General features: G+C 50.2%; 22 protein-coding genes, 1 pseudogene and 2 other annotated features. Of the genes and pseudogenes, 17 read left to right on the plus strand and 6 right to left on the minus strand.

Annotated features, from left to right (window positions below; genetic code table 11):
• Window positions 1-104 precede the first annotated feature (104 nt).
• Window positions 105-548 carry a DNA polymerase III subunit chi gene (holC, locus tag SF4230; RefSeq protein ID NP_709942.2) on the plus strand — a complete coding sequence of 148 codons (444 nt, stop codon included), beginning with the start codon at window positions 105-107 and terminating at the stop codon, window positions 546-548.
• The gene (valS, locus tag SF4231; protein NP_709943.1) at window positions 548-3,403 is read left to right on the plus strand and encodes a valyl-tRNA synthetase; all 2,856 of its coding nucleotides are present in this window, start codon (window positions 548-550) and stop codon (window positions 3,401-3,403) included. The genes holC and valS overlap by 1 nt, the downstream gene beginning before the upstream one ends.
• 53 nt (window positions 3,404-3,456) lie before the next feature.
• Here valS and yjgN read toward each other — a convergent pair whose 3' ends face one another.
• On the minus strand, window positions 3,457-4,653 hold the full coding sequence (gene yjgN / locus SF4232) for a hypothetical protein (protein NP_709944.2): 1,197 nt from the start codon (window positions 4,651-4,653) through the stop codon (window positions 3,457-3,459).
• 192 nt (window positions 4,654-4,845) lie between these two features.
• Between yjgN and SF4233 the strand changes: the two genes are divergently transcribed.
• The gene (locus SF4233) at window positions 4,846-5,349 is read left to right on the plus strand and encodes a hypothetical protein (RefSeq protein ID NP_709945.1); all 504 of its coding nucleotides are present in this window, start codon (window positions 4,846-4,848) and stop codon (window positions 5,347-5,349) included.
• Window positions 5,350-5,394: 45 nt separating this feature from the next.
• Here the strand turns inward: SF4233 and yjgD are convergent, their stop codons facing one another.
• Entirely contained in the window at window positions 5,395-5,811 is a 417-nt protein-coding gene (gene yjgD, locus SF4234) for an RNase E inhibitor protein (protein NP_709946.1), read from the minus strand.
• Between the two features lie 161 nt (window positions 5,812-5,972).
• Between yjgD and argI the strand changes: the two genes are divergently transcribed.
• The 3 genes from argI to insB all read left to right on the plus strand — a co-directional run bounded on the left by argI (window position 5,973) and on the right by insB (window position 7,755).
• The gene (gene argI / locus SF4235) at window positions 5,973-6,986 is read left to right on the plus strand and encodes an ornithine carbamoyltransferase subunit I (RefSeq protein NP_709947.1); all 1,014 of its coding nucleotides are present in this window, start codon (window positions 5,973-5,975) and stop codon (window positions 6,984-6,986) included.
• A 16-nt stretch (window positions 6,987-7,002) separates the two neighbouring features.
• Window positions 7,003-7,770 (plus strand) — a mobile genetic element.
• Window positions 7,058-7,333, plus strand: coding sequence for an insertion element IS1 protein InsA (gene insA, locus SF4236; protein ID NP_709948.1), 276 nt, complete (start codon window positions 7,058-7,060; stop codon window positions 7,331-7,333). Its footprint overlaps the feature before it by 276 nt.
• The gene (insB, locus tag SF4237; RefSeq protein NP_709949.1) at window positions 7,360-7,755 is read left to right on the plus strand and encodes an insertion element IS1 protein InsB; all 396 of its coding nucleotides are present in this window, start codon (window positions 7,360-7,362) and stop codon (window positions 7,753-7,755) included. (Lies within the feature at window positions 7,003-7,770.)
• A 2-nt stretch (window positions 7,771-7,772) precedes the next feature.
• Window positions 7,773-8,530: a sequence feature (Similar to Escherichia coli K12 conserved hypothetical protein gi: 1790702 (617 aa). BLAST with identity of 90% in 252 aa. This CDS has been truncated. The sequence has been checked and is believed to be correct.), on the minus strand.
• Here insB and yjgL read toward each other — a convergent pair.
• The 3 genes and pseudogenes from yjgL to yjgJ all read right to left on the minus strand — a co-directional run bounded on the left by yjgL (window position 7,773) and on the right by yjgJ (window position 9,807).
• Window positions 7,773-8,530: pseudogene (gene yjgL / locus SF4238) on the minus strand. It overlaps the preceding feature by 758 nt.
• A gap of 86 nt (window positions 8,531-8,616) precedes the next feature.
• Complete coding sequence (gene yjgK / locus SF4239) at window positions 8,617-9,069, minus strand: hypothetical protein (RefSeq protein NP_709950.2); 453 nt, start codon at window positions 9,067-9,069, stop codon at window positions 8,617-8,619.
• A gap of 144 nt (window positions 9,070-9,213) precedes the next feature.
• Complete coding sequence (gene yjgJ / locus SF4240) at window positions 9,214-9,807, minus strand: hypothetical protein (RefSeq protein NP_709951.3); 594 nt, start codon at window positions 9,805-9,807, stop codon at window positions 9,214-9,216.
• Window positions 9,808-9,877: 70 nt separating this feature from the next.
• On the opposite strand from yjgJ, the gene yjgI reads away from it, so the two are divergent.
• The 6 genes from yjgI (at window position 9,878) to yjgF (ending at window position 13,405) form a co-directional block, all read left to right on the plus strand.
• A complete protein-coding gene (gene yjgI / locus SF4241) occupies window positions 9,878-10,591 on the plus strand; it encodes an oxidoreductase (RefSeq protein ID NP_709952.1) in 714 nt (237 codons plus the stop codon).
• Window positions 10,592-10,722: 131 nt separating this feature from the next.
• Complete coding sequence (yjgH, locus tag SF4242) at window positions 10,723-11,118, plus strand: hypothetical protein (protein NP_709953.2); 396 nt, start codon at window positions 10,723-10,725, stop codon at window positions 11,116-11,118.
• A gap of 280 nt (window positions 11,119-11,398) precedes the next feature.
• Complete coding sequence (gene pyrL / locus SF4243; RefSeq protein ID NP_709955.1) at window positions 11,399-11,533, plus strand: pyrBI operon leader peptide; 135 nt, start codon at window positions 11,399-11,401, stop codon at window positions 11,531-11,533.
• Between the two features lie 3 nt (window positions 11,534-11,536).
• Window positions 11,537-12,472 (plus strand): aspartate carbamoyltransferase, encoded by a 936-nt coding sequence (gene pyrB / locus SF4245; protein NP_709956.1) that lies wholly within the window; start codon window positions 11,537-11,539, stop codon window positions 12,470-12,472.
• A 12-nt stretch (window positions 12,473-12,484) separates the two neighbouring features.
• A complete protein-coding gene (pyrI, locus tag SF4246; RefSeq protein ID NP_709957.2) occupies window positions 12,485-12,946 on the plus strand; it encodes an aspartate carbamoyltransferase in 462 nt (153 codons plus the stop codon).
• 33 nt (window positions 12,947-12,979) lie between these two features.
• The gene (yjgF, locus tag SF4247; RefSeq protein ID NP_709958.2) at window positions 12,980-13,405 is read left to right on the plus strand and encodes a hypothetical protein; all 426 of its coding nucleotides are present in this window, start codon (window positions 12,980-12,982) and stop codon (window positions 13,403-13,405) included.
• 205 nt (window positions 13,406-13,610) lie between these two features.
• Here yjgF and mgtA read toward each other — a convergent pair whose 3' ends face one another.
• Window positions 13,611-16,307: a magnesium-transporting ATPase MgtA gene (mgtA, locus tag SF4248; protein ID NP_709959.2), complete on the minus strand. Its 2,697-nt coding sequence runs from the start codon at window positions 16,305-16,307 to the stop codon at window positions 13,611-13,613.
• 378 nt (window positions 16,308-16,685) lie between these two features.
• Here mgtA and treR point away from each other — a divergent pair, with 378 nt between their 5' ends.
• The 5 genes from treR (at window position 16,686) to nrdG (ending at window position 24,032) form a co-directional block, all read left to right on the plus strand.
• A complete protein-coding gene (gene treR / locus SF4249; protein NP_709960.1) occupies window positions 16,686-17,633 on the plus strand; it encodes a trehalose repressor in 948 nt (315 codons plus the stop codon).
• Window positions 17,634-17,754: 121 nt separating this feature from the next.
• Window positions 17,755-19,173 (plus strand): PTS system trehalose(maltose)-specific transporter subunits IIBC, encoded by a 1,419-nt coding sequence (gene treB, locus SF4250; RefSeq protein ID NP_709961.2) that lies wholly within the window; start codon window positions 17,755-17,757, stop codon window positions 19,171-19,173.
• 49 nt (window positions 19,174-19,222) lie between these two features.
• Window positions 19,223-20,878 (plus strand): trehalose-6-phosphate hydrolase, encoded by a 1,656-nt coding sequence (gene treC / locus SF4251; RefSeq protein NP_709962.2) that lies wholly within the window; start codon window positions 19,223-19,225, stop codon window positions 20,876-20,878.
• A gap of 393 nt (window positions 20,879-21,271) precedes the next feature.
• Window positions 21,272-23,410, plus strand: a complete 2,139-nt coding sequence (nrdD, locus tag SF4252) for an anaerobic ribonucleoside triphosphate reductase (RefSeq protein ID NP_709963.1) — start codon at window positions 21,272-21,274, stop codon at window positions 23,408-23,410.
• 157 nt (window positions 23,411-23,567) lie between these two features.
• On the plus strand, window positions 23,568-24,032 hold the full coding sequence (gene nrdG / locus SF4253; protein ID NP_709964.1) for an anaerobic ribonucleotide reductase-activating protein: 465 nt from the start codon (window positions 23,568-23,570) through the stop codon (window positions 24,030-24,032).
• The last annotated feature ends 43 nt before the right edge of the window (window positions 24,033-24,075 follow it).

The following is a 24,075-nucleotide window of genomic DNA, read 5'->3' on the forward strand; positions in this document are numbered from 1 at the left end:
TCCCTAAGGGAGAGGGAACCGATCGAGCGCAATAGAAATTCATTGCTCATCTTTCAGGGTGAGGAATGCAGCAATATTTAAATCCACCACAAGAAGCCCCATATATGAAAAACGCAACGTTCTACCTTCTGGACAATGACACCACCGTCGATGGCTTAAGCGCCGTTGAGCAACTGGTGTGTGAAATTGCCGCAGAACGTTGGCGCAGCGGTAAGCGCGTACTCATCGCCTGTGAAGATGAAAAGCAGGCTTACCGGCTGGATGAAGCCCTGTGGGCGCGTCCGGCAGAAAGCTTTGTTCCGCATAATTTAGCGGGAGAAGGACCGCGCGGCAGTGCGCCGGTGGAGATCGCCTGGCCGCAAAAACGCAGCAGCAGCCCGCGCGATATATTGATTAGTCTGCGAACAAGCTTTGCAGATTTTGCCACCGCTTTCACAGAAGTGGTAGACTTCGTTCCTTATGAAGATTCTCTGAAACAACTGGCGCGCGAACGCTATAAAGCCTACCGCGTGGCTGGTTTCAACCTGAATACGGCAACCTGGAAATAATGGAAAAGACATACAACCCACAAGATATCGAACAGCCGCTTTACGAGCACTGGGAAAAGCAGGGCTACTTTAAGCCTAATGGCGATGAAAGCCAGGAAAGTTTCTGCATCATGATCCCGCCGCCGAACGTCACCGGCAGTTTGCATATGGGTCACGCCTTCCAGCAAACCATCATGGATACCATGATCCGCTATCAGCGCATGCAGGGCAAAAACACCCTGTGGCAGGTCGGTACTGACCACGCCGGGATCGCTACCCAGATGGTCGTTGAGCGCAAGATTGCCGCAGAAGAAGGTAAAACCCGTCACGACTACGGCCGCGAAGCTTTCATCGACAAAATCTGGGAATGGAAAGCGGAATCTGGCGGCACCATTACCCGTCAGATGCGCCGTCTCGGCAACTCCGTCGACTGGGAGCGTGAACGCTTCACCATGGACGAAGGCCTGTCCAATGCGGTGAAAGAAGTTTTCGTTCGTCTGTATAAAGAAGACCTGATTTACCGTGGCAAGCGCCTGGTAAACTGGGACCCGAAACTGCGTACCGCTATTTCTGACCTGGAAGTGGAAAACCGCGAATCGAAAGGTTCGATGTGGCACATCCGCTATCCGCTGGCTGACGGCGCGAAAACCGCAGACGGTAAAGATTATCTGGTGGTTGCGACCACTCGCCCGGAAACCCTGCTGGGCGATACCGGTGTAGCTGTTAACCCGGAAGATCCGCGTTACAAAGATCTGATTGGCAAATATGTCATTCTGCCGCTGGTTAACCGTCGTATTCCGATCGTTGGCGACGAACACGCCGACATGGAAAAAGGCACCGGCTGCGTGAAGATCACACCGGCGCACGACTTTAACGACTATGAAGTCGGTAAACGTCACGCCCTGCCGATGATCAACATCCTGACCTTTGACGGTGATATCCGTGAAAGCGCCCAGGTGTTCGATACCAAAGGTAACGAATCTGACGTTTATTCCAGCGAGATCCCGGCAGAGTTCCAGAAACTCGAGCGTTTTGCTGCACGTAAAGCAGTCGTTGCTGCGGTTGATGCACTCGGCCTGCTGGAAGAAATTAAACCGCACGACCTGACCGTTCCTTACGGCGACCGTGGCGGCGTGGTTATCGAACCGATGCTGACCGACCAGTGGTACGTGCGTGCCGATGTACTGGCGAAACCGGCAGTTGAAGCGGTTGAGAACGGCGACATTCAGTTCGTACCGAAGCAGTACGAAAACATGTACTTCTCCTGGATGCGCGATATTCAGGACTGGTGTATCTCTCGTCAGCTGTGGTGGGGTCACCGTATCCCGGCATGGTATGACGAAGCGGGTAATGTTTATGTTGGCCGCAACGAAGAAGAAGTGCGCAAGGAAAATAACCTCGGTGCCAACGTTGCCCTGCGTCAGGACGAAGACGTTCTCGACACCTGGTTCTCTTCTGCACTGTGGACCTTCTCTACCCTTGGCTGGCCGGAAAATACCGACGCCCTGCGTCAGTTCCACCCAACCAGCGTGATGGTATCTGGTTTCGACATCATCTTCTTCTGGATTGCCCGCATGATCATGATGACCATGCACTTCATCAAAGATGAAAATGGCAAACCGCAGGTGCCGTTCCACACTGTTTACATGACCGGTCTGATTCGTGACGACGAAGGTCAGAAGATGTCCAAATCCAAGGGTAACGTTATTGACCCGCTGGATATGGTTGACGGTATTTCGCTGCCAGAACTGCTGGAAAAACGCACCGGCAATATGATGCAGCCGCAGCTGGCGGACAAAATCCGTAAGCGCACCGAGAAACAGTTCCCGAACGGCATTGAGCCGCACGGCACCGATGCCCTGCGCTTCACCCTGGCGGCGCTGGCGTCTACCGGTCGTGACATCAACTGGGATATGAAGCGTCTGGAAGGCTACCGTAACTTCTGTAACAAGCTGTGGAACGCCAGCCGCTTTGTGCTGATGAACACAGAAGGTCAGGATTGCGGCTTCAACGGCGGCGAAATGACGCTATCGCTGGCGGACCGCTGGATTCTGGCGGAGTTCAACCAGACTATCAAAGCGTACCGCGAAGCGCTGGACAGCTTCCGCTTCGATATCGCCGCAGGCATTTTGTATGAGTTCACCTGGAACCAGTTCTGCGACTGGTATCTGGAGCTGACCAAGCCGGTAATGAACGGTGGAACAGAAGCCGAACTGCGCGGTACTCGCCATACGCTGGTGACTGTACTGGAAGGTCTGCTGCGCCTCGCGCATCCGATCATTCCGTTCATCACCGAAACCATCTGGCAGCGTGTGAAAGTACTTTGCGGTATCACTGCCGACACCATCATGCTGCAGCCGTTCCCGCAGTATGATGCATCTCAGGTTGATGAAGCCGCACTGGCCGACACCGAGTGGCTGAAACAGGCGATCGTTGCTGTACGTAACATCCGTGCAGAAATGAACATCGCGCCGGGCAAACCGCTGGAGCTGCTGCTGCGTGGTTGCAGCGCGGATGCAGAACGTCGCGTAAATGAAAACCGTGGCTTCCTGCAAACGCTGGCGCGTCTGGAAAGCATCACCGTGCTGCCTGCCGATGACAAAGGTCCGGTTTCCGTTACCAAGATCATCGACGGCGCAGAGCTGCTGATCCCGATGGCTGGCCTCATCAACAAAGAAGATGAGCTGGCGCGCCTGGCGAAAGAAGTGGCGAAGATCGAAGGTGAAATCAGCCGCATCGAGAACAAGCTGGCAAATGAAGGCTTTGTCGCCCGCGCACCGGAAGCGGTTATCGCGAAAGAGCGTGAGAAGCTGGAAGGTTATGCAGAAGCGAAAGCCAAGCTGATTGAACAGCAGGCTGTTATCGCCGCACTGTAATCAACACAGTGATGAAAACGAAGGCCGGAGCATGCTCCGGCCTTTTTTATCTCTTACAGAAATGGTAAAGAAGGCATAACTCCCCGAGAAATACTGGCTAAGAAGCCTTTATCTGGTTGTTCTTCTTTATTGATTAAAGGAAGGTCATCCAAATCGCCCAGCAAATACGTATTTTTTGCCTGCCAGTCAATCATCCATATTTTCAGCAGTGGGTAAGCCAGACCACCCGTAATCCCGGATATCACCACCAACGCACACATGCGATAAAGCATACCGTGGTACGTTAAAGTTGAGCGAAAACGAATACGCCCATCATTCAGTGACAGGTTGCTCATAAAATGATTTCGCAACGACACCGTTAAATAACTGGTGCTAACAGCAATCCCAAAATAATAAATTAACTGCGCGATTATCATTTTACGTTGCATTTCCATAAATTGCTGTAAATTCTCAATATCATCATTTGCATACCCAGAACTATCATACTCATTTAATATTTGATCGAAGATAATATAACCAGCAACAGCGAGAAAAGGTAATAAAGCTAAAAATGCGAGGATGGCATATTTTATACAATACGCAGTATCTAATTTCACCTTGAAACGATGTATACCGAAACTGGTATTGCTCCAGAGAAAACTCATTACCAGGCTATATAAAGTACCATTAAAAATACCAATGGAAACAATACCAACTATTGCCATCAGAACCACAGATATAATAACACTACTTGAACTATTGGCATGTAGCATCTTTGTCGAGATAAAGAAAACAGTCCCCATCCCAATGGCCATTAAAATCGGCAAGAAAAAGGTTACCCACCAGAACCCTTTCAAAGAGCAATTAAAACTAAATCTTACGCCGTTGAGACTGGTCATTAAGGCCTGATAACGCAGTCCTTTTGCTGCCATAAATATAAGCAAAACCAACAGTAACAAAGTCAAAACACAGCCAACAAGCGGCATATCTGCTGACACTGTCATTAAGATTGCGAAATAGAAAAAAACAAAAACAAGACAACTAACAAAAACATTCCCACCGGTAATTCCATAAGAAAATCGTTGTCCGTTAACTTCCATATTAGCATAAAGATAACGCTTACATTTCATTAATGCCCATGGTAAATAGATACCTAGCGTTATAATCGTTAACAACACATTCACCACACAAATAAGAAAATATCTCTCACCTGTACCATGAAAAACAAAAGAATGGGACGGAACATCCATTTCATTAATAACTTGAGCCATAAAAATCCCCTGAATTAAAAAATCCATTGATATAATTTATAGATACAGACAGTAAAATGTTCTGCCACGTTACAATACTCTTATCAGTAATAGGCTGGCAAAAACTTTATTGCTTTATAAGACGCTTGCGCACGTAAGAAGAGAGTGGTATTAAACAAATGTATAATTACTTTATTTTTATTGGGTTAAACTATGAATAACATTGCGCCGCAATCACCTGTAATGCGTCGCCTGACGCTGCAGGATAATCCTGCTATCGCCAGCGTCATCCGTCAGGTTTACGCAGAGTATGGTCTTACCGCCGATAAAGGCTACACCGTTGCCGATCCGAATCTCGACGAACTGTATCAAGTGTACAGCCAGCCTGGCCATGCTTATTGGGTGGTTGAATACAATGGCGAAGTGGTCGGCGGCGGCGGGATTGCGCCATTAACAGGTAGTGAAGCGGACATTTGCGAACTGCAGAAAATGTACTTTCTTCCCGCTATTCGCGGTAAAGGGCTAGCGAAAAAACTGGCCTTAATGGCGATGGAGCAGGCACGAGAGATGGGCTTCAAACGCTGCTATCTGGAAACGACCGCTTTTTTAAAGGAAGCCATTGCGCTTTATGAGCATTTGGGCTTTGAGCATATCGACTATGCGCTTGGCTGCACGGGCCATGTCGATTGTGAAGTGCGGATGCTACGCGAACTCTAAAAAAATGCCCGCTAGTATGTGCTATCGGGCATTTTAATCAATTAATTAGTGGCGAACCCCGTCATCGTCTTCATCGACAAAATCTTCATCGTCGCCATCTTCGCCGTTAGGATCTTCAAAGTAAGTGCCCCAACCGTCGTACTCAACGTCAAATTTCTCCGCCAGCGTCATCAGTTGTTCAACCTGGGCATCGATCAGATCGGCATTCAACGCGCACTCGCTGAGGATGTCGCAGCAAATCACGATATCACCATCTTCAACTTCCAGCTCTTCTGGATCGGTCACTTCGTAACCGAGTTTAAACGCTTCAACTGCCGCTTTTTCCAGAGTTTCCAGATCGTCTGCGGAAAGATGGTGTTCGATGGTGTACAGCGCGTCCGGATCGCTGCCATCTTCCAGTAATTCTTCAATAATCAAACGTGTTTCTTCACGCTGTTCTTCCAGTTGTTCCGGGTTTGCCATGGCTCATTCCTCTTAATGTCCTGCCGATACTCTTATTGTCACACACCACTGACATTGCCTCCACCTTTGTGACAAAGATTTATGCTTTAGACTTGCAAATGAATAATAATACACATAAATTGAGTTTTAATTCATTGAGGCGTTAGCCACAGGAGGGATCTATGTCCGGGTTTTATCATAAGCATTTCCTGAAATTACTCGATTTCACGCCAGCTGAACTCAACAGCCTGCTGCAGTTAGCCGCGAAGCTGAAAGCTGATAAGAAAAGCGGTAAAGAAGAAGCCAAACTCACTGGTAAAAACATCGCGCTCATCTTCGAAAAAGACTCGACTCGTACCCGATGCTCTTTCGAAGTTGCCGCATATGACCAGGGGGCTCGCGTTACTTATCTTGGCCCAAGCGGTAGTCAGATTGGTCATAAAGAGTCGATTAAAGACACTGCCCGCGTGCTTGGTCGCATGTATGACGGTATTCAGTATCGCGGCTATGGTCAGGAGATTGTCGAAACACTGGCGGAATACGCTGGCGTGCCGGTATGGAACGGCCTGACCAATGAGTTTCACCCCACGCAGTTGCTGGCGGATCTCCTCACCATGCAGGAGCATTTACCCGGTAAAGCATTCAACGAAATGACGCTGGTCTATGCAGGTGACGCACGTAACAACATGGGCAATTCGATGCTCGAAGCTGCGGCGCTTACCGGTCTGGATTTGCGTCTGGTCGCGCCACAGGCATGCTGGCCAGAAGCTGCGCTGGTTACGGAATGCCGCGCCCTGGCACAACAAAATGGCGGGAATATTACGCTGACGGAAGATGTAGCTAAAGGAGTTGAAGGTGCTGACTTTATCTATACCGATGTATGGGTGTCGATGGGTGAAGCAAAAGAAAAATGGGCTGAACGCATTGCATTACTGCGTGATTATCAGGTGAACAGCAAGATGATGCAGTTGACCGGTAACCCGGAGGTCAAATTCCTCCATTGCCTGCCCGCGTTTCATGACGACCAAACGACGCTTGGCAAAAAAATGGCGGAAGAGTTTGGCCTACATGGCGGAATGGAAGTGACTGATGAGGTCTTCGAATCTGCCGCCAGCATTGTATTTGATCAGGCGGAAAACCGCATGCATACCATCAAAGCGGTGATGGTCGCGACGCTCAGTAAATTAAATAATTAATATCTCTATAAAGATGGGTAATGCTGCCAACTTACTGATTTAGTGTATGATGGTGATTTTAAGGTGCTTGCGTGGCTTCCATTTCCATCAGATGTCCTTCCTGCTCCGCTACTGAAGGCGTGGTGCGTAACGGCAAAAGCACTGCCGGACATCAGCGCTATCTCTGCTCTCATTGCCGTAAAACATGGCAACTACAGTTCACTTACACCGCCTCTCAGCCCGGTACGCACCAGAAAATCATTGATATGGCCATGAATGGCGTCGGATGTCGCGCCAGTGCACGCATTATGGGCGTTGGCCTCAACACGGTTTTACGTCACTTAAAAAACTCAGGCCGCAGTCGGTAACCTCGCGCATACAACCGGGCAGTGATGTGATTGTCTGCGCTGAAATGGACGAACATTGGGGCTACGTCGGTGCTAAATCACGTCAGCGCTGGCTGTTTTACGCGTATGACAGGATACGGAGGACGGTTGTGGCGCACGTCTTCGGTGAACGCACTCTGGCCACACTGGAGCGTCTTCTGAGCCTGCTGTCGGCCTTTGAGGTCGTGGTATGGATGACGGATGGCTGGCCGCTGTATGAATCACGCCTGAAGGGAAAGCTGCACGTTATCAGCAAGCGTTACACTCAGCGCATTGAGCGACATAATCTGAATCTGAGACAACATCTGGCAAGGCTGGGACGGAAGTCACTGTCGTTCTCAAAATCGGTGGAGCTGCATGACAAGGCCATCGGGCATTATCTGAACATAAAACACTATCAGTAAGTTGGAGTCATTACCCTTTATTCAATGCTTTTTCTAATAAATCCGTAATCGTAGAATCAACTGAACCTTTACAACTCACCTGCGAGTTATTTAACTCCTGCGAATTATTTAACTTCTGTGAATTATTTAACTCCTGCGAATCATTTAACTCCTGTATATTATTTAACTTCTGATGATTATTTAATAGACGCGCTATTTTCTTGTTAGCTTCGCGTTGGTAACACGCCAGAACCTTGTTAGTAATCAGGTGTAATGAACTATCATCTTTTCTTTCAAAAGACTTCCCTTCATAACGATTAGTCGAACCATCAGATTGTTTAAATATAATGACTGTATGTCCTTCACGAATCCCTTTAGTAGAAGCTGAGGCAAGTGTAATTTCTATCTTCACCTTAGATAAATCCGCTCGCTCCCCTTCAGGATTATTCATGTAAAACTTCATTTTTTCATTGCCATCAGTATCTTTAGAATAAGATGAGAACTCAATATGAGCCATCATATTTCTACCCGCTTCGTTGGAGCGTTTGCTAAAATCCACATAACCCAGGGTAAATATCTTTGCCAAAAACTCCAAAAATGCTCTAGGAGAAAGAATATTGCTTCTGCTATTCTGCCCCCCGGCAATTCGGGCAAAATCATTCATTCCCACATACCAGGTATCTAAGGCTTCATTTTTTTGTTTAAAATTGTCGGCTAATGTAATGTGTTGAGAATAATTCAAATCTGATATTTTGCCCATGACGAACTCCTTGAGTTAATAAGAACGTCTAAGCATTACAAATTTTACTCACAAAAAAATATCAAAAAACGCTCTTTTCACAAACTCGCCGTAAACCTGGAGTTATTTACGGCGAAAAGTCATCACGCCATCAGCATCTTCACTACTGCTTTGCGAACCTGGGCTGGCGCGCCCACTGCGCACAGCGGTTTATGCACTTCCCCCGGATAAAACACAACAAAATCACCTTCATTTAGGATAACTGTTTTCTCATCAACGCCTTCCGGCAAAAATGCGATGTCTTTATCAGCTAACCAGTCGGTATCCGGCGCGCCTGCAGGTTGCGTGCTGAAGGTCATGCCTTCCTGACCTTTTAACACAATCTGAATGTCAAGATAGCGGGCATGGTACTCCGCACGGCGAGCTTCGTACGGCTCGGTCATATCTTCCGAGATAAGATAAAACAGACGATTGCCTTCGATATCATGCTTGCCCTTTGGCGTTTCTGCCGTAACGTGTGCTTTGATATGCTCAATCGCCTGGCGTAACTCCTGGGGTAGCCACGGCTGAAGATTATGAATATTTCCGATGATCATCTTTTCCACTCCTTAATTAAAACAATGTTTCATTTCTATCGTTATACGAAAAGATGATCAATTCCGCCAGCCTTAACGCGTGAATTATTGTCTTATCACAACTTATCGGCAGGCGCGTTCCCGCCTTTCGGATCAAGGCCAGCATCACTCCTTGAGAAGAGTTTTTATCGCTTCCCCTGCCAGGGCAGCTGTTGCACAGAGTTGTTCGATGGAGTGCCCCTCCCGTGCCTTCGCAGAAAGCCCTGACATCACGGTACTCATAAAATCAGTCACACATTGTGCGCTTTGTGGATGCCGCCTGGCGATATAGTCATAAATGGTCGTTTCTGCGGCGTGATAATATTGAATGGCAATATCACGCGCTTGTGGATCATGACTATGAATACCTTCAAGAACCATACAGCCAGCGCAGCCGCCGTTTTGGCTATATCTGCGCGCCGCTTCTTTTAATACCTCAACCAGGCACTCGCCTACCGGACGATCATCACGAAGAATATCGGCAAGCGGAATAGCTTCCGTACCGACATATTCATTGAGTACACGGCTAAATAACCCAGCCTTACTGCCAAAAGCCGCGTAGAGACTCGGGGGGTTAATACCAAGATAATCAGTAACTTCAGAGACACTTACTGCATCGAAACCTTTTTGGTGAAAAAGCACTTTTGCCGCAGAGACTGCCTGCTCAGGAGCGAAACGTCTGGGACGACCTGGAACGCGAGATTGTTTTTTAGTGACCATTACAAAACCTGTTGACAGAAAGTTAAAACAGTTTTGTAATGCATGTTACATAATAAATCAAGGAGTCCTTATGGGCGCTTTTACCGGTAAGACAGTTCTCATCCTCGGTGGCAGTCGTGGAATCGGTGCCGCTATCGTACGTCGTTTCGTCACCGATGGGGCCAATGTACGATTCACCTATGCGGGGTCGAAAGATGCCGCTGAACGTCTGGCACAAGAGACTGGAGCGACAGCAGTATTCACAGATAGTGCTGACAGAGACGCTGTTATTGATGTCGTTCGTAAGAGCGGCGCATTGGATATCCTGGTGGTAAATGCAGGTATTGGCGTCTTTGGCGATGCCCTGGAATTAAATGCCGACGATATTGATCGCCTTTTCAAAATCAATATTCATGCTCCTTATCATGCCTCTGTTGAAGCCGCCCGGCAGATGCCCGAAGGCGGGCGCATCTTAATCATCGGCTCCGTGAATGGCGATCGTATGCCTGTTGCAGGCATGGCTGCTTATGCCGCCAGTAAATCTGCCCTGCAAGGCATGGCGCGCGGGCTGGCCCGTGATTTTGGACCGCGAGGGATCACCATCAACGTCGTCCAGCCAGGACCAATTGATACCGACGTTAATCCCGCCAACGGGCCAATGCGCGATATGTTGCATAGTTTTATGGCCATCAAAAGACATGGGCAACCGGAAGAGGTCGCTGGTATGGTCGCATGGTTAGCAGGGCCAGAAGCCAGTTTTGTTACCGGCGCGATGCATACCATTGATGGCGCGTTTGGCGCATAACCGACTACGCTCAATTAAGCCCAGCCATTATCCATGATGTCTGGGTTTTGTTTACTAACGTCGTCCCCCTAAAAGCGGCTCCCGATAAATATAAATCTTCTGTTCATGTCGTAAATCTTGAGGATAACCAAATGGTAGAAAGAACCGCTGTTTTCCCTGCTGGCCGACATTCACTGTATGCTGAGCATCGTTATTCTGCGGCTATTCGTTCCGGCGATTTGCTGTTTGTTTCCGGGCAAGTAGGAAGTCGAGAGGACGGAACACCAGAACCCGATTTTCAGCAACAAGTCAGACTGGCCTTTGATAATTTGCATGCGACCCTGGCAGCTGCGGGATGCACTTTTGACGATATCATTGATGTTACGAGCTTTCATACCGATCCGGAAAAACAATCTGAAGACATCATGACGGTGAAAAATGAAATATTTAGCGCCCCACCTTATCCAAACTGGACGGCGGTGGGTGTTACCTGGCTGGCAGGCTTTGATTTTGAAATTAAAGTGATAGCGCGTATCCCTGAGCTATAAGCAATAGTGTTAGCCGTTCGTTTTCACCCTCCGCCCTATAAGTCGGATGAATGGAATAAAATGCATTTCTGATTGCGTGAAAATGAAAAAGAAAAAAGCAGGAAATGTCTGCAATTATTGATACCGAACGACACTTCCCCTCCAGAATCATAGAAAATAAAAATGCATATATTTTGACTTTTAATTCAAATAAACCGTTTGCGCTGACAAAATATTGCATCAAATGCTTGCACCGCTTCTGGCTATGAGTATAATGCCGGACAATTTGCCGGGAGGATGTATGGTTCAGTGTGTTCGACATTTTGTCTTACCGCGTCTGAAAAAAGACGCTGGCCTGCCGTTTTTCTTCCCGTTGATCACCCATTCCCAGCCCCTCAATCGAGGGGCTTTTTTTTGCCTAGGTGTCAGGAGATAAAAGATGGCTAATCCGCTATATCAGAAACATATCATTTCCATAAACGACCTTAGTCGCGATGACCTTAATCTGGTGCTGGCGACAGCGGCGAAACTGAAAGCAAACCCGCAACCAGAGCTGTTGAAGCACAAAGTCATTGCCAGCTGTTTCTTCGAAGCCTCTACCCGTACCCGCCTCTCTTTCGAAACTTCCATGCACCGCCTGGGTGCCAGCGTGGTGGGCTTCTCCGACAGCGCCAATACATCACTGGGTAAAAAAGGCGAAACGCTGGCCGATACCATTTCGGTTATCAGCACTTACGTCGATGCGATAGTGATGCGTCATCCGCAGGAAGGTGCGGCACGCCTAGCCACCGAATTTTCTGGCAATGTACCGGTACTGAATGCCGGTGATGGCTCCAACCAACATCCGACGCAAACCTTGCTGGACTTATTCACCATTCAGGAAACCCAGGGGCGTCTGGACAATCTCCACGTCGCAATGGTTGGTGACCTGAAATATGGCCGCACCGTTCACTCCCTGACCCAGGCGCTAGCGAAGTTCGACGGCAACCGTTTTTACTTTATCGCGCCGGATGCGCTGGCAATGCCGCAATACATTCTGGATATGCTCGATGAAAAAGGGATCGCCTGGAGTCTGCACAGCTCTATTGAAGAAGTGATGGCGGAAGTAGACATCCTGTACATGACCCGCGTGCAAAAAGAGCGTCTGGACCCGTCCGAGTACGCCAACGTGAAAGCGCAGTTTGTTCTTCGCGCCAGCGATCTCCACAACGCCAAAGCCAATATGAAAGTGCTGCATCCGCTGCCGCGTGTTGATGAGATTGCGACGGATGTGGATAAAACGCCTCACGCCTGGTACTTCCAGCAAGCAGGCAACGGGATTTTCGCTCGCCAGGCGTTACTGGCACTGGTTCTGAATCGCGATCTGGTACTGTAAGGGGAAATAGAGATGACACACGATAATAAATTGCAGGTTGAAGCTATTAAACGCGGCACGGTAATTGACCATATCCCCGCCCAGATCGGTTTTAAGCTGTTGAGTCTGTTCAAGTTGACCGAAACAGATCAGCGCATCACCATTGGTCTGAATTTGCCTTCTGGCGAGATGGGCCGCAAAGATCTGATCAAAATCGAAAATACCTTTTTGAGTGAAGAGCAAGTAGACCAACTGGCATTGTATGCACCGCAAGCCACGGTTAACCGTATCGACAACTATGAAGTGGTGGGTAAATCGCGCCCAAGTCTGCCAGAGCGCATCGACAATGTGCTGGTCTGCCCGAACAGCAACTGTATCAGCCATGCCGAACCGGTTTCATCCAGCTTTGCCGTGCGAAAACGCGCCAATGACATCGCGCTTAAATGCAAATACTGTGAAAAAGAGTTTTCCCATAATGTGGTGCTGGCCAATTAATTGCGGTTGGTAATAAAAGTCTGGCTCCCTATAATGAGCCAGACTTTTTACCGCTGTAATAAAGGAGAAATCATGAGCAAAACTATCGCGACGGAAAATGCACCGGCAGCTATCGGTCCTTACGTACAGGGCGTTGATCTGGGCAATATGATCATCACCTCCGGTCAGATCCCGGTAAATCCGAAAACTGGTGAAGTACCGGCAGACGTCGCTGCACAGGCACGTCAGTCGCTGGATAATGTAAAAGCAATCGTCGAAGCCGCTGGCCTGAAAGTGGGCGACATCGTTAAAACCACTGTGTTCGTGAAAGATCTGAACGACTTCGCAACCGTAAACGCCACTTACGAAGCCTTCTTCACCGAACACAACGCCACTTTCCCGGCACGTTCTTGCGTTGAAGTTGCCCGTCTGCCGAAAGACGTGAAGATTGAGATCGAAGCAATCGCTGTTCGTCGCTAATCTTGATGGAAATCCGGGCTATCATGCCCGGATTAAGTCTGATGACAAAAGCAAAATCGCCCGATGCGCTACGCTTATCAGGCCTACGTGATTCCTGCAATTTATTGAATTTGTAGGCCGGATTGGGCGTTTACGCCGCATCCGGCATGAACAAAGCTCACTTTGTCTGCAATCTGAATCCGGGCCACCATGCCCAGTTTATTCTTTACTGCCAGCCGTAACGACGGCTATAGAACCCTTTCACCAACTGGGTTAACGTCATATACCCTGCCAGAATCGCAACCAGCCACGGGAAATAGCTTAACGGCAGCGCCTGCAGCTGCAGATAACTGGCCAGCGGTGAAAACGGCAATGCGATCCCGACAATCATCACGATCACGGTCATGATCATTAACGGCCACGATGCACAGCTCTGAATAAACGGCACACGGCGGGTACGGATCATATGCACAATCAGCGTTTGCGACAGTAATCCCACCACAAACCAGCCCGACTGGAACAGCGTTTGCGTTTCCGGCGTGTTGGCATGGAATACCCACCACATCAAGCAAAACGTCAGAATATCGAAAATCGAGCTGATCGGTCCGAAGAAGACCATAAAGCGCCCCAGATCCGCCGGATTCCAACGCTGCGGCTTTTGAATTTGCTCGTCGTCGACGTTATCAAACGGGATCGCCACCTGTGACACATCGTACAGCAGGTTCTGAATAAGCAAGTGTAACGGCAACATCGGCAGGAAGGGCAAGAAAGCACTCGCCACCAGCACGCTGAACACATTACCGAAGTTAGAACTCGCCGTCAATTTGATGTATTTCAGCATGTTGGCGAAAGTGCGACGTCCCTCAATAACCCCCTCTTCCAGCACCATCAGGCTTTTTTCCAGCAGGATGATATCAGCCGCTTCACGGGCAATATCTACCGCGCCGTCCACAGAAATGCCGATATCCGCAGCGCGTAAGGCGGGCGCATCATTAATACCATCGCCCATAAAGCCAACCACATGCCCTTCGCGCTTCAGTAAAGTCACAATGCGTTCTTTATGCATCGGCGTCAGGCGGGCAAACAGCGTGGTGCGCTGTGCGAGATTTGCCAGTTCATCGTCAGATAGCGTTTCAATATCACTACCAATGACCACCTCTCCCGCATCCAGCCCCACTTCATGGCACACTTTCGCTGCAACTAACTCACTGTCGCCAGTAAGGATTTTTACGGTAATTCCACTCGCTTTTAATGCCTTCAGTGCCGGAGCGGTTGTCTCTTTTGGCGGATCAAGGAAAGCAATATATCCTTCGAGGATCAGGTCGGATTCATCCGCCCGCTGGTAATCTCCTTCACGCGCTGGCAGGTATTTCGTCGCCACCGCAACCACGCGCAGCCCCTGACGATTCAGCGTATCAGTAACCCGCTTAATCTTACGCAGCATGGTGTCATCGAGCGGTACAATCTCGCCATTGTGACGCACCTGCGAACACACATTGAGGATTTCCTGCAATGCACCTTTGCAAACCAGCTGATGGTGTTCGGTATTTTCTGCCACTACCACCGACATCCGACGACGCTCGAAATCAAACGGAATCTCATCAATTTTTTGCCAACGGCTGGCCAGCGAACGCGCTGACTCTTCATCCGTACCTTCGAGCACCGCGGTATCAAGCAGATTTTTAAGTCCGGTCTGGTAATGACTGTTCAACCACGCGCTATGCAGCACGCGTTCGCTGGTTTTACCGGAGATATCGGTATGATTCTCCAGCACAATTTTGTCCTGCGTCAGGGTGCCGGTTTTATCAGTGCACAGAATATCCATTGCGCCAAAGTTCTGAATGGCATCCAGATGTTTGACGATCACTTTCTGTTTCGACAGCTTTACTGCGCCGCGCGCCAGCGTCGAGGTAACAATCATCGGCAACATTTCCGGCGTTAAGCCTACCGCGACCGAAAGCGCAAACAGTGCCGCTTCCCACCAGTCGCCTTTGGTGTAACCGTTGATAAGCAACACCATCGGAGCCATCACCAGCATAAAGCGAATCAGCAGCATACTAACGCGGCTGATCCCTTGCTGAAAGGCATTCGGCTCGCTTTCCTGCTCACTAACACGCCCCGCCAGTTGACCAAACCAGGTGTTGGCTCCTGTAGCAATCACCATTGCTTGTGCCGTGCCGCTCACCACGGTGGTGCCCATAAAACACAGGGTGTCGCACTCCAGCGGATTGCTGTGCTCCGGCTGGCGAGTAGTAGCGGCTTTTTCCACGGGCAGAGACTCACCGGTTAACGACGCCTGAGCGACGAACAGATCCCGCGCCTGCAAGATACGTAAATCTGCCGGGATCATATCCCCCGCCGCCAGTTTTATAATATCGCCGGGCACCAGCTGGTCTATCGGGATCTCCAGCCAGCCATTTTCGCCTTTGTCGTTAATTACTCGCAGTACCGTCGCGGTATTACTGACCATCGCTTTCAGGGCATCTGCCGCTTTGGTGGAACGAGCTTCCTGAATAAAGTTCAGCAACGTAGAAATAGCGACCATTAGCGCGATAACACCTGCGGCAAATAAATCTTCCGTGGCGTAAGAAATAGCACCAAGAATGGTGAGCAAAATATTAAAGGGGTTGCGATAGCAGACCCATAAATGTACCCACCACGGCGACGGTTGTTGGGCGGGTAATTTATTATCACCATGTTGTTCGCGGGCAGATTCCACTTCCGCCTGATTTAATCCTTCCGGATGGGTGTCGAACGTTTTCCACAATTCTTCTTCGGGCATCACCGCCATTTTCAGGCAATGCGCACTTAAGGACGGCGGGACCGCCGTATTCACTGTCTGCTGCGCGCCAGGCAATGGATCGCGATGAACCAGACGGGAAGGTAAATGGCGAATGAACCGGGTAAAAATTTCTTTAAACATAAGGAGTCCCTCCGCACTGTCTGAAACAGTACAGAAATGTCTTCAGGCGTGGCGAAGCCTTACCTGAAGGTAATAAAGCTGAGCAGGGACATTAAAACGTCACGGCCTTACGCATCCGGTAACGCCGTGAAAAGACGGGCTTACCGGAAAAGTTTTAATCTCCGTCGAGGGAGAGGCGTGGGATCAGGTTCCATATAACCTCCGGTAAGTGAAAAAAGCGCCGCAAATAATAAGGAGAATCCAATAATATTCGTAGCATTTATGGCGATATAATACCTGCTGGCAACTAAACCAACGATAAACCAGACTTTACCCATTGCTGAATGCACGGGTAAAGTTAGGCTCAAATAATTAAACAACACGTTATGGGACAACAGGATGCAAAATCGGCTGACCATCAAAGACATCGCGCGCTTAAGCGGCGTGGGGAAATCTACGGTTTCCCGGGTGCTGAATAACGAAAGCGGCGTGAGTCAGCGCACGCGCGAGCGTGTTGAAGCAGTGATGAATCAGCATGGATTTTCCCCTTCCCGCTCTGCGCGCGCTATGCGTGGGCAAAGCGATAAAGTGGTCGCCATCATTGTTACCCGTCTGGATTCGTTGTCAGAAAATCTCGCCGTTCAAACCATGCTGCCAGCGTTCTATGAACAAGGTTACGATCCAATCATGATGGAAAATCAGTTTTCCCCACAATTAGTTGCCGAACATTTGGGGGTGCTGAAACGGCGTAATATCGACGGCGTAGTGCTGTTCGGTTTTACCGGCATAACCGAAGAAATGTTAGCCCACTGGCAGTCATCGCTGGTTCTGCTGGCGCGTGACGCAAAAGGCTTTGCTTCGGTCTGTTATGACGACGAAGGGGCAATCAAGATTCTGATGCAACGGCTCTATGACCAGGGGCATCGCAATATCAGTTATCTCGGCGTGCCGCATAGTGACGTGACGACCGGGAAGCGACGTCACGAAGCCTACCTGGCGTTCTGCAAAGCGCATAAACTGCATCCCGTTGCCGCTCTGCCAGGGCTTGCTATGAAGCAAGGCTATGAAAACGTAGCAAAAGTGATTACGCCTGAAACTACCGCGTTACTGTGCGCAACCGACACGCTGGCTCTTGGCGCAAGTAAATACCTGCAAGAGCAACGCATCGACACCTTGCAACTGGCGAGCGTAGGTAATACGCCGTTAATGAAATTCCTTCATCCGGAGATCGTCACCGTAGATCCTGGCTACGCCGAAGCTGGACGCCAGGCGGCCTGCCAATTGATCGCACAGGTAACCGGGCGCAGCGAACCGCAACAAATCATCATCCCCGCCACCCTGTCCTGATCGTTTCCTGAACGATAAATTGTGATCTTCGCTGCGTTTCGGGAACGTTCCCGTTTTTAAATTTTTCCGCGCAATATATTCTGCAGCCAACCAAAAATGTCATCTGCCATGGGGCTTTATGATGAGCAAAATAAACCAAACGGATATCGATCGGTTGATTGAACTGGTCGGCGGGCGCGGCAATATTGCGACGGTGAGCCACTGTATTACTCGCCTGCGCTTTGTCCTCAACCAACCGGCCAATGCCAGACCGAAAGAAATTGAGCAACTCCCCATGGTGAAAGGCTGTTTCACCAATGCCGGGCAATTTCAGGTGGTGATTGGCACCAACGTGGGTGATTACTATCAAGCACTAATAGCGTCAACCGGACAGGCGCAGGTTGATAAAGAGCAGGTAAAAAAAGCCGCCCGGCAAAATATGAAATGGCATGAGCAGTTGATCTCTCATTTCGCGGAGATCTTCTTCCCGTTGCTGCCCGCGTTGATTAGCGGCGGTTTGATCCTCGGTTTTCGCAATGTGATCGGCGATTTGCCCATGAGCAACGGTCAGACGCTGGCGCAAATGTACCCTTCCCTGCAAACGATCTACGATTTTCTGTGGTTGATCGGTGAAGCGATTTTCTTCTACCTGCCGGTCGGGATTTGCTGGTCAGCGGTGAAAAAAATGGGCGGCACGCCGATCCTTGGTATCGTGCTTGGCGTGACACTGGTTTCCCCCCAGCTGATGAACGCTTATCTGCTCGGGCAGCAGCTGCCGGAAGTGTGGGACTTTGGCATGTTCAGCATCGCCAAAGTGGGCTATCAGGCGCAGGTGATCCCGGCACTGTTAGCCGGGCTGGCGCTGGGCGTTATTGAAACTCGCCTTAAACGCATCGTACCGGATTACCTCTATCTGGTGGTGGTGCCCGTCTGTTCGCTGATCCTCGCGGTGTTCCTCGCCCATGCGCTGATTGGTCCGTTTGGTCGCATGATTGGCGATGGCGTTGCCTTTGCGGTACGTCACCTGATGACCGGCAGCTTTGCTCCGATTGGTGCGGCATTGTTTGGCTTCCTGTACGCGCCGCTGGTGATCACCGGCGTACACCAGACCACCCTTGCTATTGATTTGCAGATGATTCAAAGCATGGGTGGCACGCCAGTGTGGCCGCTGATTGCGCTGTCGAATATCGCTCAGGGCTCCGCCGTGATAGGCATTATCATTTCCAGCCGCAAGCACAATGAACGCGAGATCTCCGTGCCTGCCGCTATCTCCGCCTGGCTTGGGGTCACTGAGCCTGCAATGTACGGCATCAACCTGAAATATCGCTTCCCGATGCTGTGCGCGATGATTGGTTCTGGTCTGGCAGGATTGCTATGCGGCCTGAACGGCGTTATGGCGAATGGTATCGGCGTAGGGGGCCTGCCGGGAATTCTCTCTATTCAACCGAGCTACTGGCAGGTATTTGCGCTGGCAATGGCTATCGCCATCATCATCCCGATTGTACTCACCTCGTTTATCTATCAGCGGAAATACCGCCTGGGCACGCTGGACATTGTTTAATTTTCTTCGGGGCGCAATTGCGCCCCCTCGCATTTGCAGGAATAACGTAATGACTAATCTTCCCCACTGGTGGCAAAACGGCGTTATCTACCAGATTTATCCAAAGAGTTTTCAGGACACCACGGGTAGCGGCACCGGCGATTTACGTGGCGTTATCCAACGCCTGGACTATCTGCATAAACTGGGCGTTGATGCCATCTGGCTAACCCCCTTTTATGTCTCTCCCCAGGTCGATAACGGTTACGATGTAGCGAACTATACGGCGATTGATCCCACCTACGGCACGCTGGACGATTTTGACGAACTGGTGACGCAGGCAAAATCGCGCGGGATTCGTATCATTCTCGATATGGTGTTTAACCATACCTCTACCCAACATGCCTGGTTTCGCGAGGCGCTGAACAAAGAAAGCCCTTACCGCCAGTTTTATATCTGGCGCGATGGCGAACCAGAAACGCCACCGAACAACTGGCGTTCAAAATTTGGCGGTAGTGCGTGGCGCTGGCATGCGGAAAGCGAACAGTACTATTTGCATCTCTTTGCACCAGAACAGGCGGATCTCAACTGGGAGAATCCAGCGGTACGCGCAGAGCTGAAAAAAGTCTGTGAATTCTGGGCCGATCGTGGGGTCGACGGGTTGCGCCTGGATGTGGTGAATCTGATCTCCAAAGACCCGCGTTTCCCTGAAGACCTGGATGGCGACGGGCGTCGCTTCTACACCGACGGGCCACGAGCACACGAGTTTTTGCACGAGATGAACCGCGATGTGTTTACGCCACGCGGGTTAATGACCGTAGGTGAAATGTCCTCCACCAGCCTTGAGCATTGCCAGCGATACGCGGCACTGACAGGCAGTGAATTGTCGATGACCTTTAATTTTCATCACCTGAAGGTCGATTATCCCGGTGGTGAAAAATGGACGCTGGCTAAACCTGACTTTGTGGCGTTGAAAACATTGTTCCGCCACTGGCAACAAGGAATGCACAACGTGGCATGGAATGCCTTGTTCTGGTGTAACCACGATCAGCCGCGCATTGTTTCTCGCTTTGGTGATGAAGGTGAATACCGCGTGCCTGCGGCAAAAATGCTGGCGATGGTGCTGCATGGCATGCAGGGAACGCCGTATATCTACCAGGGCGAAGAGATTGGCATGACCAACCCGCATTTCACGCGCATTACTGACTATCGCGACGTGGAGAGCCTCAATATGTTTGCCGAGCTGCGCAACGATGGTCGTGATGCCGACGAGTTATTGGCAATCCTCGCCAGTAAATCCCGTGACAACAGCCGCACGCCCATGCAATGGAGCAACGGCGATAATGCCGGGTTTACGGCTGGCGAACCGTGGATTGGCCTAGGCGATAACTATCAACAAATCAACGTAGAAGCCGCGCTGGCCGATGACTCCTCTGTGTTTTACACCTACCAAAAGTTAATCGCACTGCGTAAGCAAGAAGCCATCCTGACATGGGGCAATTACCAGGATCTGCTGCCAAACAGCCCTGTATTGTGGTGCTATCGCCGTGAATGGAAGGGGCAAACCTTGCTGGTCATTGCCAACCTTAGCCGTGAGATCCAACCCTGGCAGCCAGGGCAAATGCGCGGCAACTGGCAGCTTGTGATGCATAACTACGAAGAAGCCTCACCACAACCCTGTGCCATGAATTTACGGCCTTTTGAGGCTGTCTGGTGGTTACAGAAGTAAATCTTCCCTAAGCCCCGATAATGCCGGTCATTCCGGGGTTTTGTCTGTCAGCATGTTGTTTTTGTTGATTTTTCAACCAGCAAATTCATTAAAAAATTTACATAACGCTGTAGCGCCCGTCATCCGTACGCTCTGCTTTTTACTTTGAGCTACATCAAAAAAAGTTAAAACATCCTTGATGCAAAGCACTATATATAGACTTTAAAATGCGTCCCAACCCAATATGTTGTATTAATCGACTATAATTGCTACTACAGCTCCCCACGAAAAAGGTGCGGCGTTGTGGATAAGCGGATGGCGATTGCGGAAAGCACCGGAAAACGAAACGAAAAAACCGGAAAACGCCTTTCCCAATTTCTGTGGATAACCTGTTCTTAAAAATATGGAGCGATCATGACACCGCATGTGATGAAACGAGACGGCTGCAAAGTGCCGTTTAAATCAGAGCGCATCAAAGAAGCGATTCTGCGTGCAGCTAAAGCAGCGGAAGTCGATGATGCCGATTATTGCGCCACTGTTGCCGCGGTTGTCAACGAGCAGATGCAGGGGCGCAACCAGGTGGATATCAACGAGATCCAGACCGCAGTTGAAAACCAGCTGATGTCGGGTCCATACAAACAACTGGCTCGTGCTTACATCGAGTACCGTCACGATCGCGACATTGAACGTGAAAAACGCGGTCGCCTGAACCAGGAGATCCGTGGTCTGGTCGAGCAGACCAACGCCTCGTTACTCAACGAAAACGCCAACAAAGACAGCAAGGTGATTCCAACCCAGCGCGACCTGCTGGCCGGGATCGTGGCTAAACACTATGCACGCCAGCACCTGCTGCCGCGTGACGTGGTGCAGGCACATGAGCGTGGCGATATTCACTATCACGATCTCGATTACTCGCCGTTCTTCCCGATGTTCAACTGCATGTTGATCGACCTGAAAGGCATGCTGACCCAGGGTTTTAAAATGGGGAACGCCGAGATTGAACCGCCGAAGTCGATCTCTACGGCAACCGCGGTAACTGCGCAGATTATTGCTCAGGTCGCCAGCCATATTTATGGCGGCACCACCATTAACCGTATCGATGAAGTGCTGGCGCCGTTTGTTACCGCCAGCTACAACAAACATCGCAAGACCGCAGAAGAGTGGAACATCCCGGACGCCGAAGGCTACGCTAACTCTCGTACCATCAAAGAGTGCTACGATGCCTTCCAGTCGCTGGAGTACGAAGTAAACACCCTGCACACCGCCAACGGTCAGACGCCGTTTGTAACCTTTGGTTTTGGTCTGGGCACCAGCTGGGAATCGCGCCTGATTCAGGAATCGATCCTGCGTAACCGTATCGCAGGCCTCGGTAAAAACCGTAAAACTGCGGTGTTCCCGAAACTGGTGTTTGCGATTCGCGATGGCCTGAACCATAAAAAAGGCGATCCGAACTACGACATCAAACAGCTGGCGCTGGAGTGCGCAAGCAAGCGCATGTATCCGGATATCCTGAACTACGATCAGGTAGTGAACGTCACCGGTTCGTTTAAAACCCCGATGGGCTGCCGCAGCTTCCTCGGCGTGTGGGAAAATGAAAACGGCGAGCAGATCCACGATGGTCGTAACAACCTCGGCGTGATCAGCCTGAACCTGCCGCGTATTGCTCTGGAAGCAAAAGGCGATGAAGCCACCTTCTGGAAGCTGCTGGATGAACGTCTGGTGCTGGCACGTAAGGCACTGATGACCCGTATCGCTCGTCTCGAAGGCGTGAAAGCGCGCGTCGCCCCGATCCTCTATATGGAAGGTGCTTGTGGCGTACGTCTGAATGCTGACGATGATGTTTCTGAAATCTTCAAAAACGGTCGTGCGTCTATTTCGCTGGGTTACATCGGCATCCACGAAACCATTAACGCGCTGTTCAGCGGCGAGCATGTTTACGACAACGAGAAGCTTCGCGCGAAAGGTATCGCCATTGTTGAACGTCTGCGTCAGGCAGTGGATCAGTGGAAAGAAGAAACGGGTTATGGTTTCAGTCTTTACAGCACGCCGAGTGAAAACCTGTGCGACCGCTTCTGCCGTCTCGATACTGCTGAGTTTGGCGTGGTGCCGGGCGTGACCGATAAAGGTTACTACACCAACAGTTTCCACCTTGATGTGGAGAAGAAGGTGAACCCGTACGACAAGATCGACTTTGAAGCGCCTTACCCGCCGCTGGCGAACGGTGGTTTCATTTGCTACGGCGAGTATCCAAACATTCAGCACAACCTGAAAGCGCTGGAAGATGTCTGGGATTACAGCTATCAGCATGTACCGTATTACGGCACCAATACACCGATTGATGAGTGCTACGAGTGTGGCTTTACCGGTGAGTTCGAGTGCACCAGCAAAGGCTTCACTTGCCCGAAATGTGGTAACCATGACGCCTCCCGTGTGTCGGTAACTCGCCGCGTGTGCGGATATTTAGGTAGCCCGGATGCACGTCCGTTTAACGCTGGTAAGCAGGAAGAAGTTAAGCGCCGCGTTAAACATTTGGGGAATGGGCAGATAGGTTAATCTTCACTCTGCGCTAAGCAAATGCCGGATGCGGCGTAAACGCCTTATCCGGCCTACATTTGGCAACGGCTGTAGGCCTGATAAGACGCGACAGCGTCGCATCAGGCATTGATTACCGGATGCAGCCTACACGCGGACTGATAAGCCAGGCGAAATAATGAATTATCATCAGTACTATCCTGTCGACATCGTCAACGGCCCCGGCACTCGCTGCACCCTGTTTGTCTCCGGGTGTGTTCATGAATGCCCCGGTTGCTATAACAAAAGCACATGGCGGGTAAATTCTGGTCAGCCATTTACCAAAGCAATGGAAGACAAGATCATTAAAGATCTGAATGACACTCGTATCAAACGCCAGGGGATTTCCCTCTCCGGCGGCGATCCGCTGCATCCGCAAAACGTGCCGGATATTCTGAAACTGGTAAAACGCATCCGCGCCGAGTGTCCGGGTAAAGACATCTGGGTGTGGACAGGCTATAAACTCGACGAACTCAACGCTGCGCAAATGCAGGTTGTTGATTTGATTAACGTGCTGGTCGACGGCAAATTTGTGCAGGATTTAAAAGACCCTTCCCTGATCTGGCGCGGCAGCAGCAATCAGGTGGTGCATCATTTGCGATGATAAGTTCCCTGTTACCTGAGTGCAGGCAACAGGGAAATGAGGA

The organism is Shigella flexneri 2a str. 301 (assembly GCF_000006925.2).
Lineage (GTDB): Bacteria > Pseudomonadota > Gammaproteobacteria > Enterobacterales > Enterobacteriaceae > ECMA0423.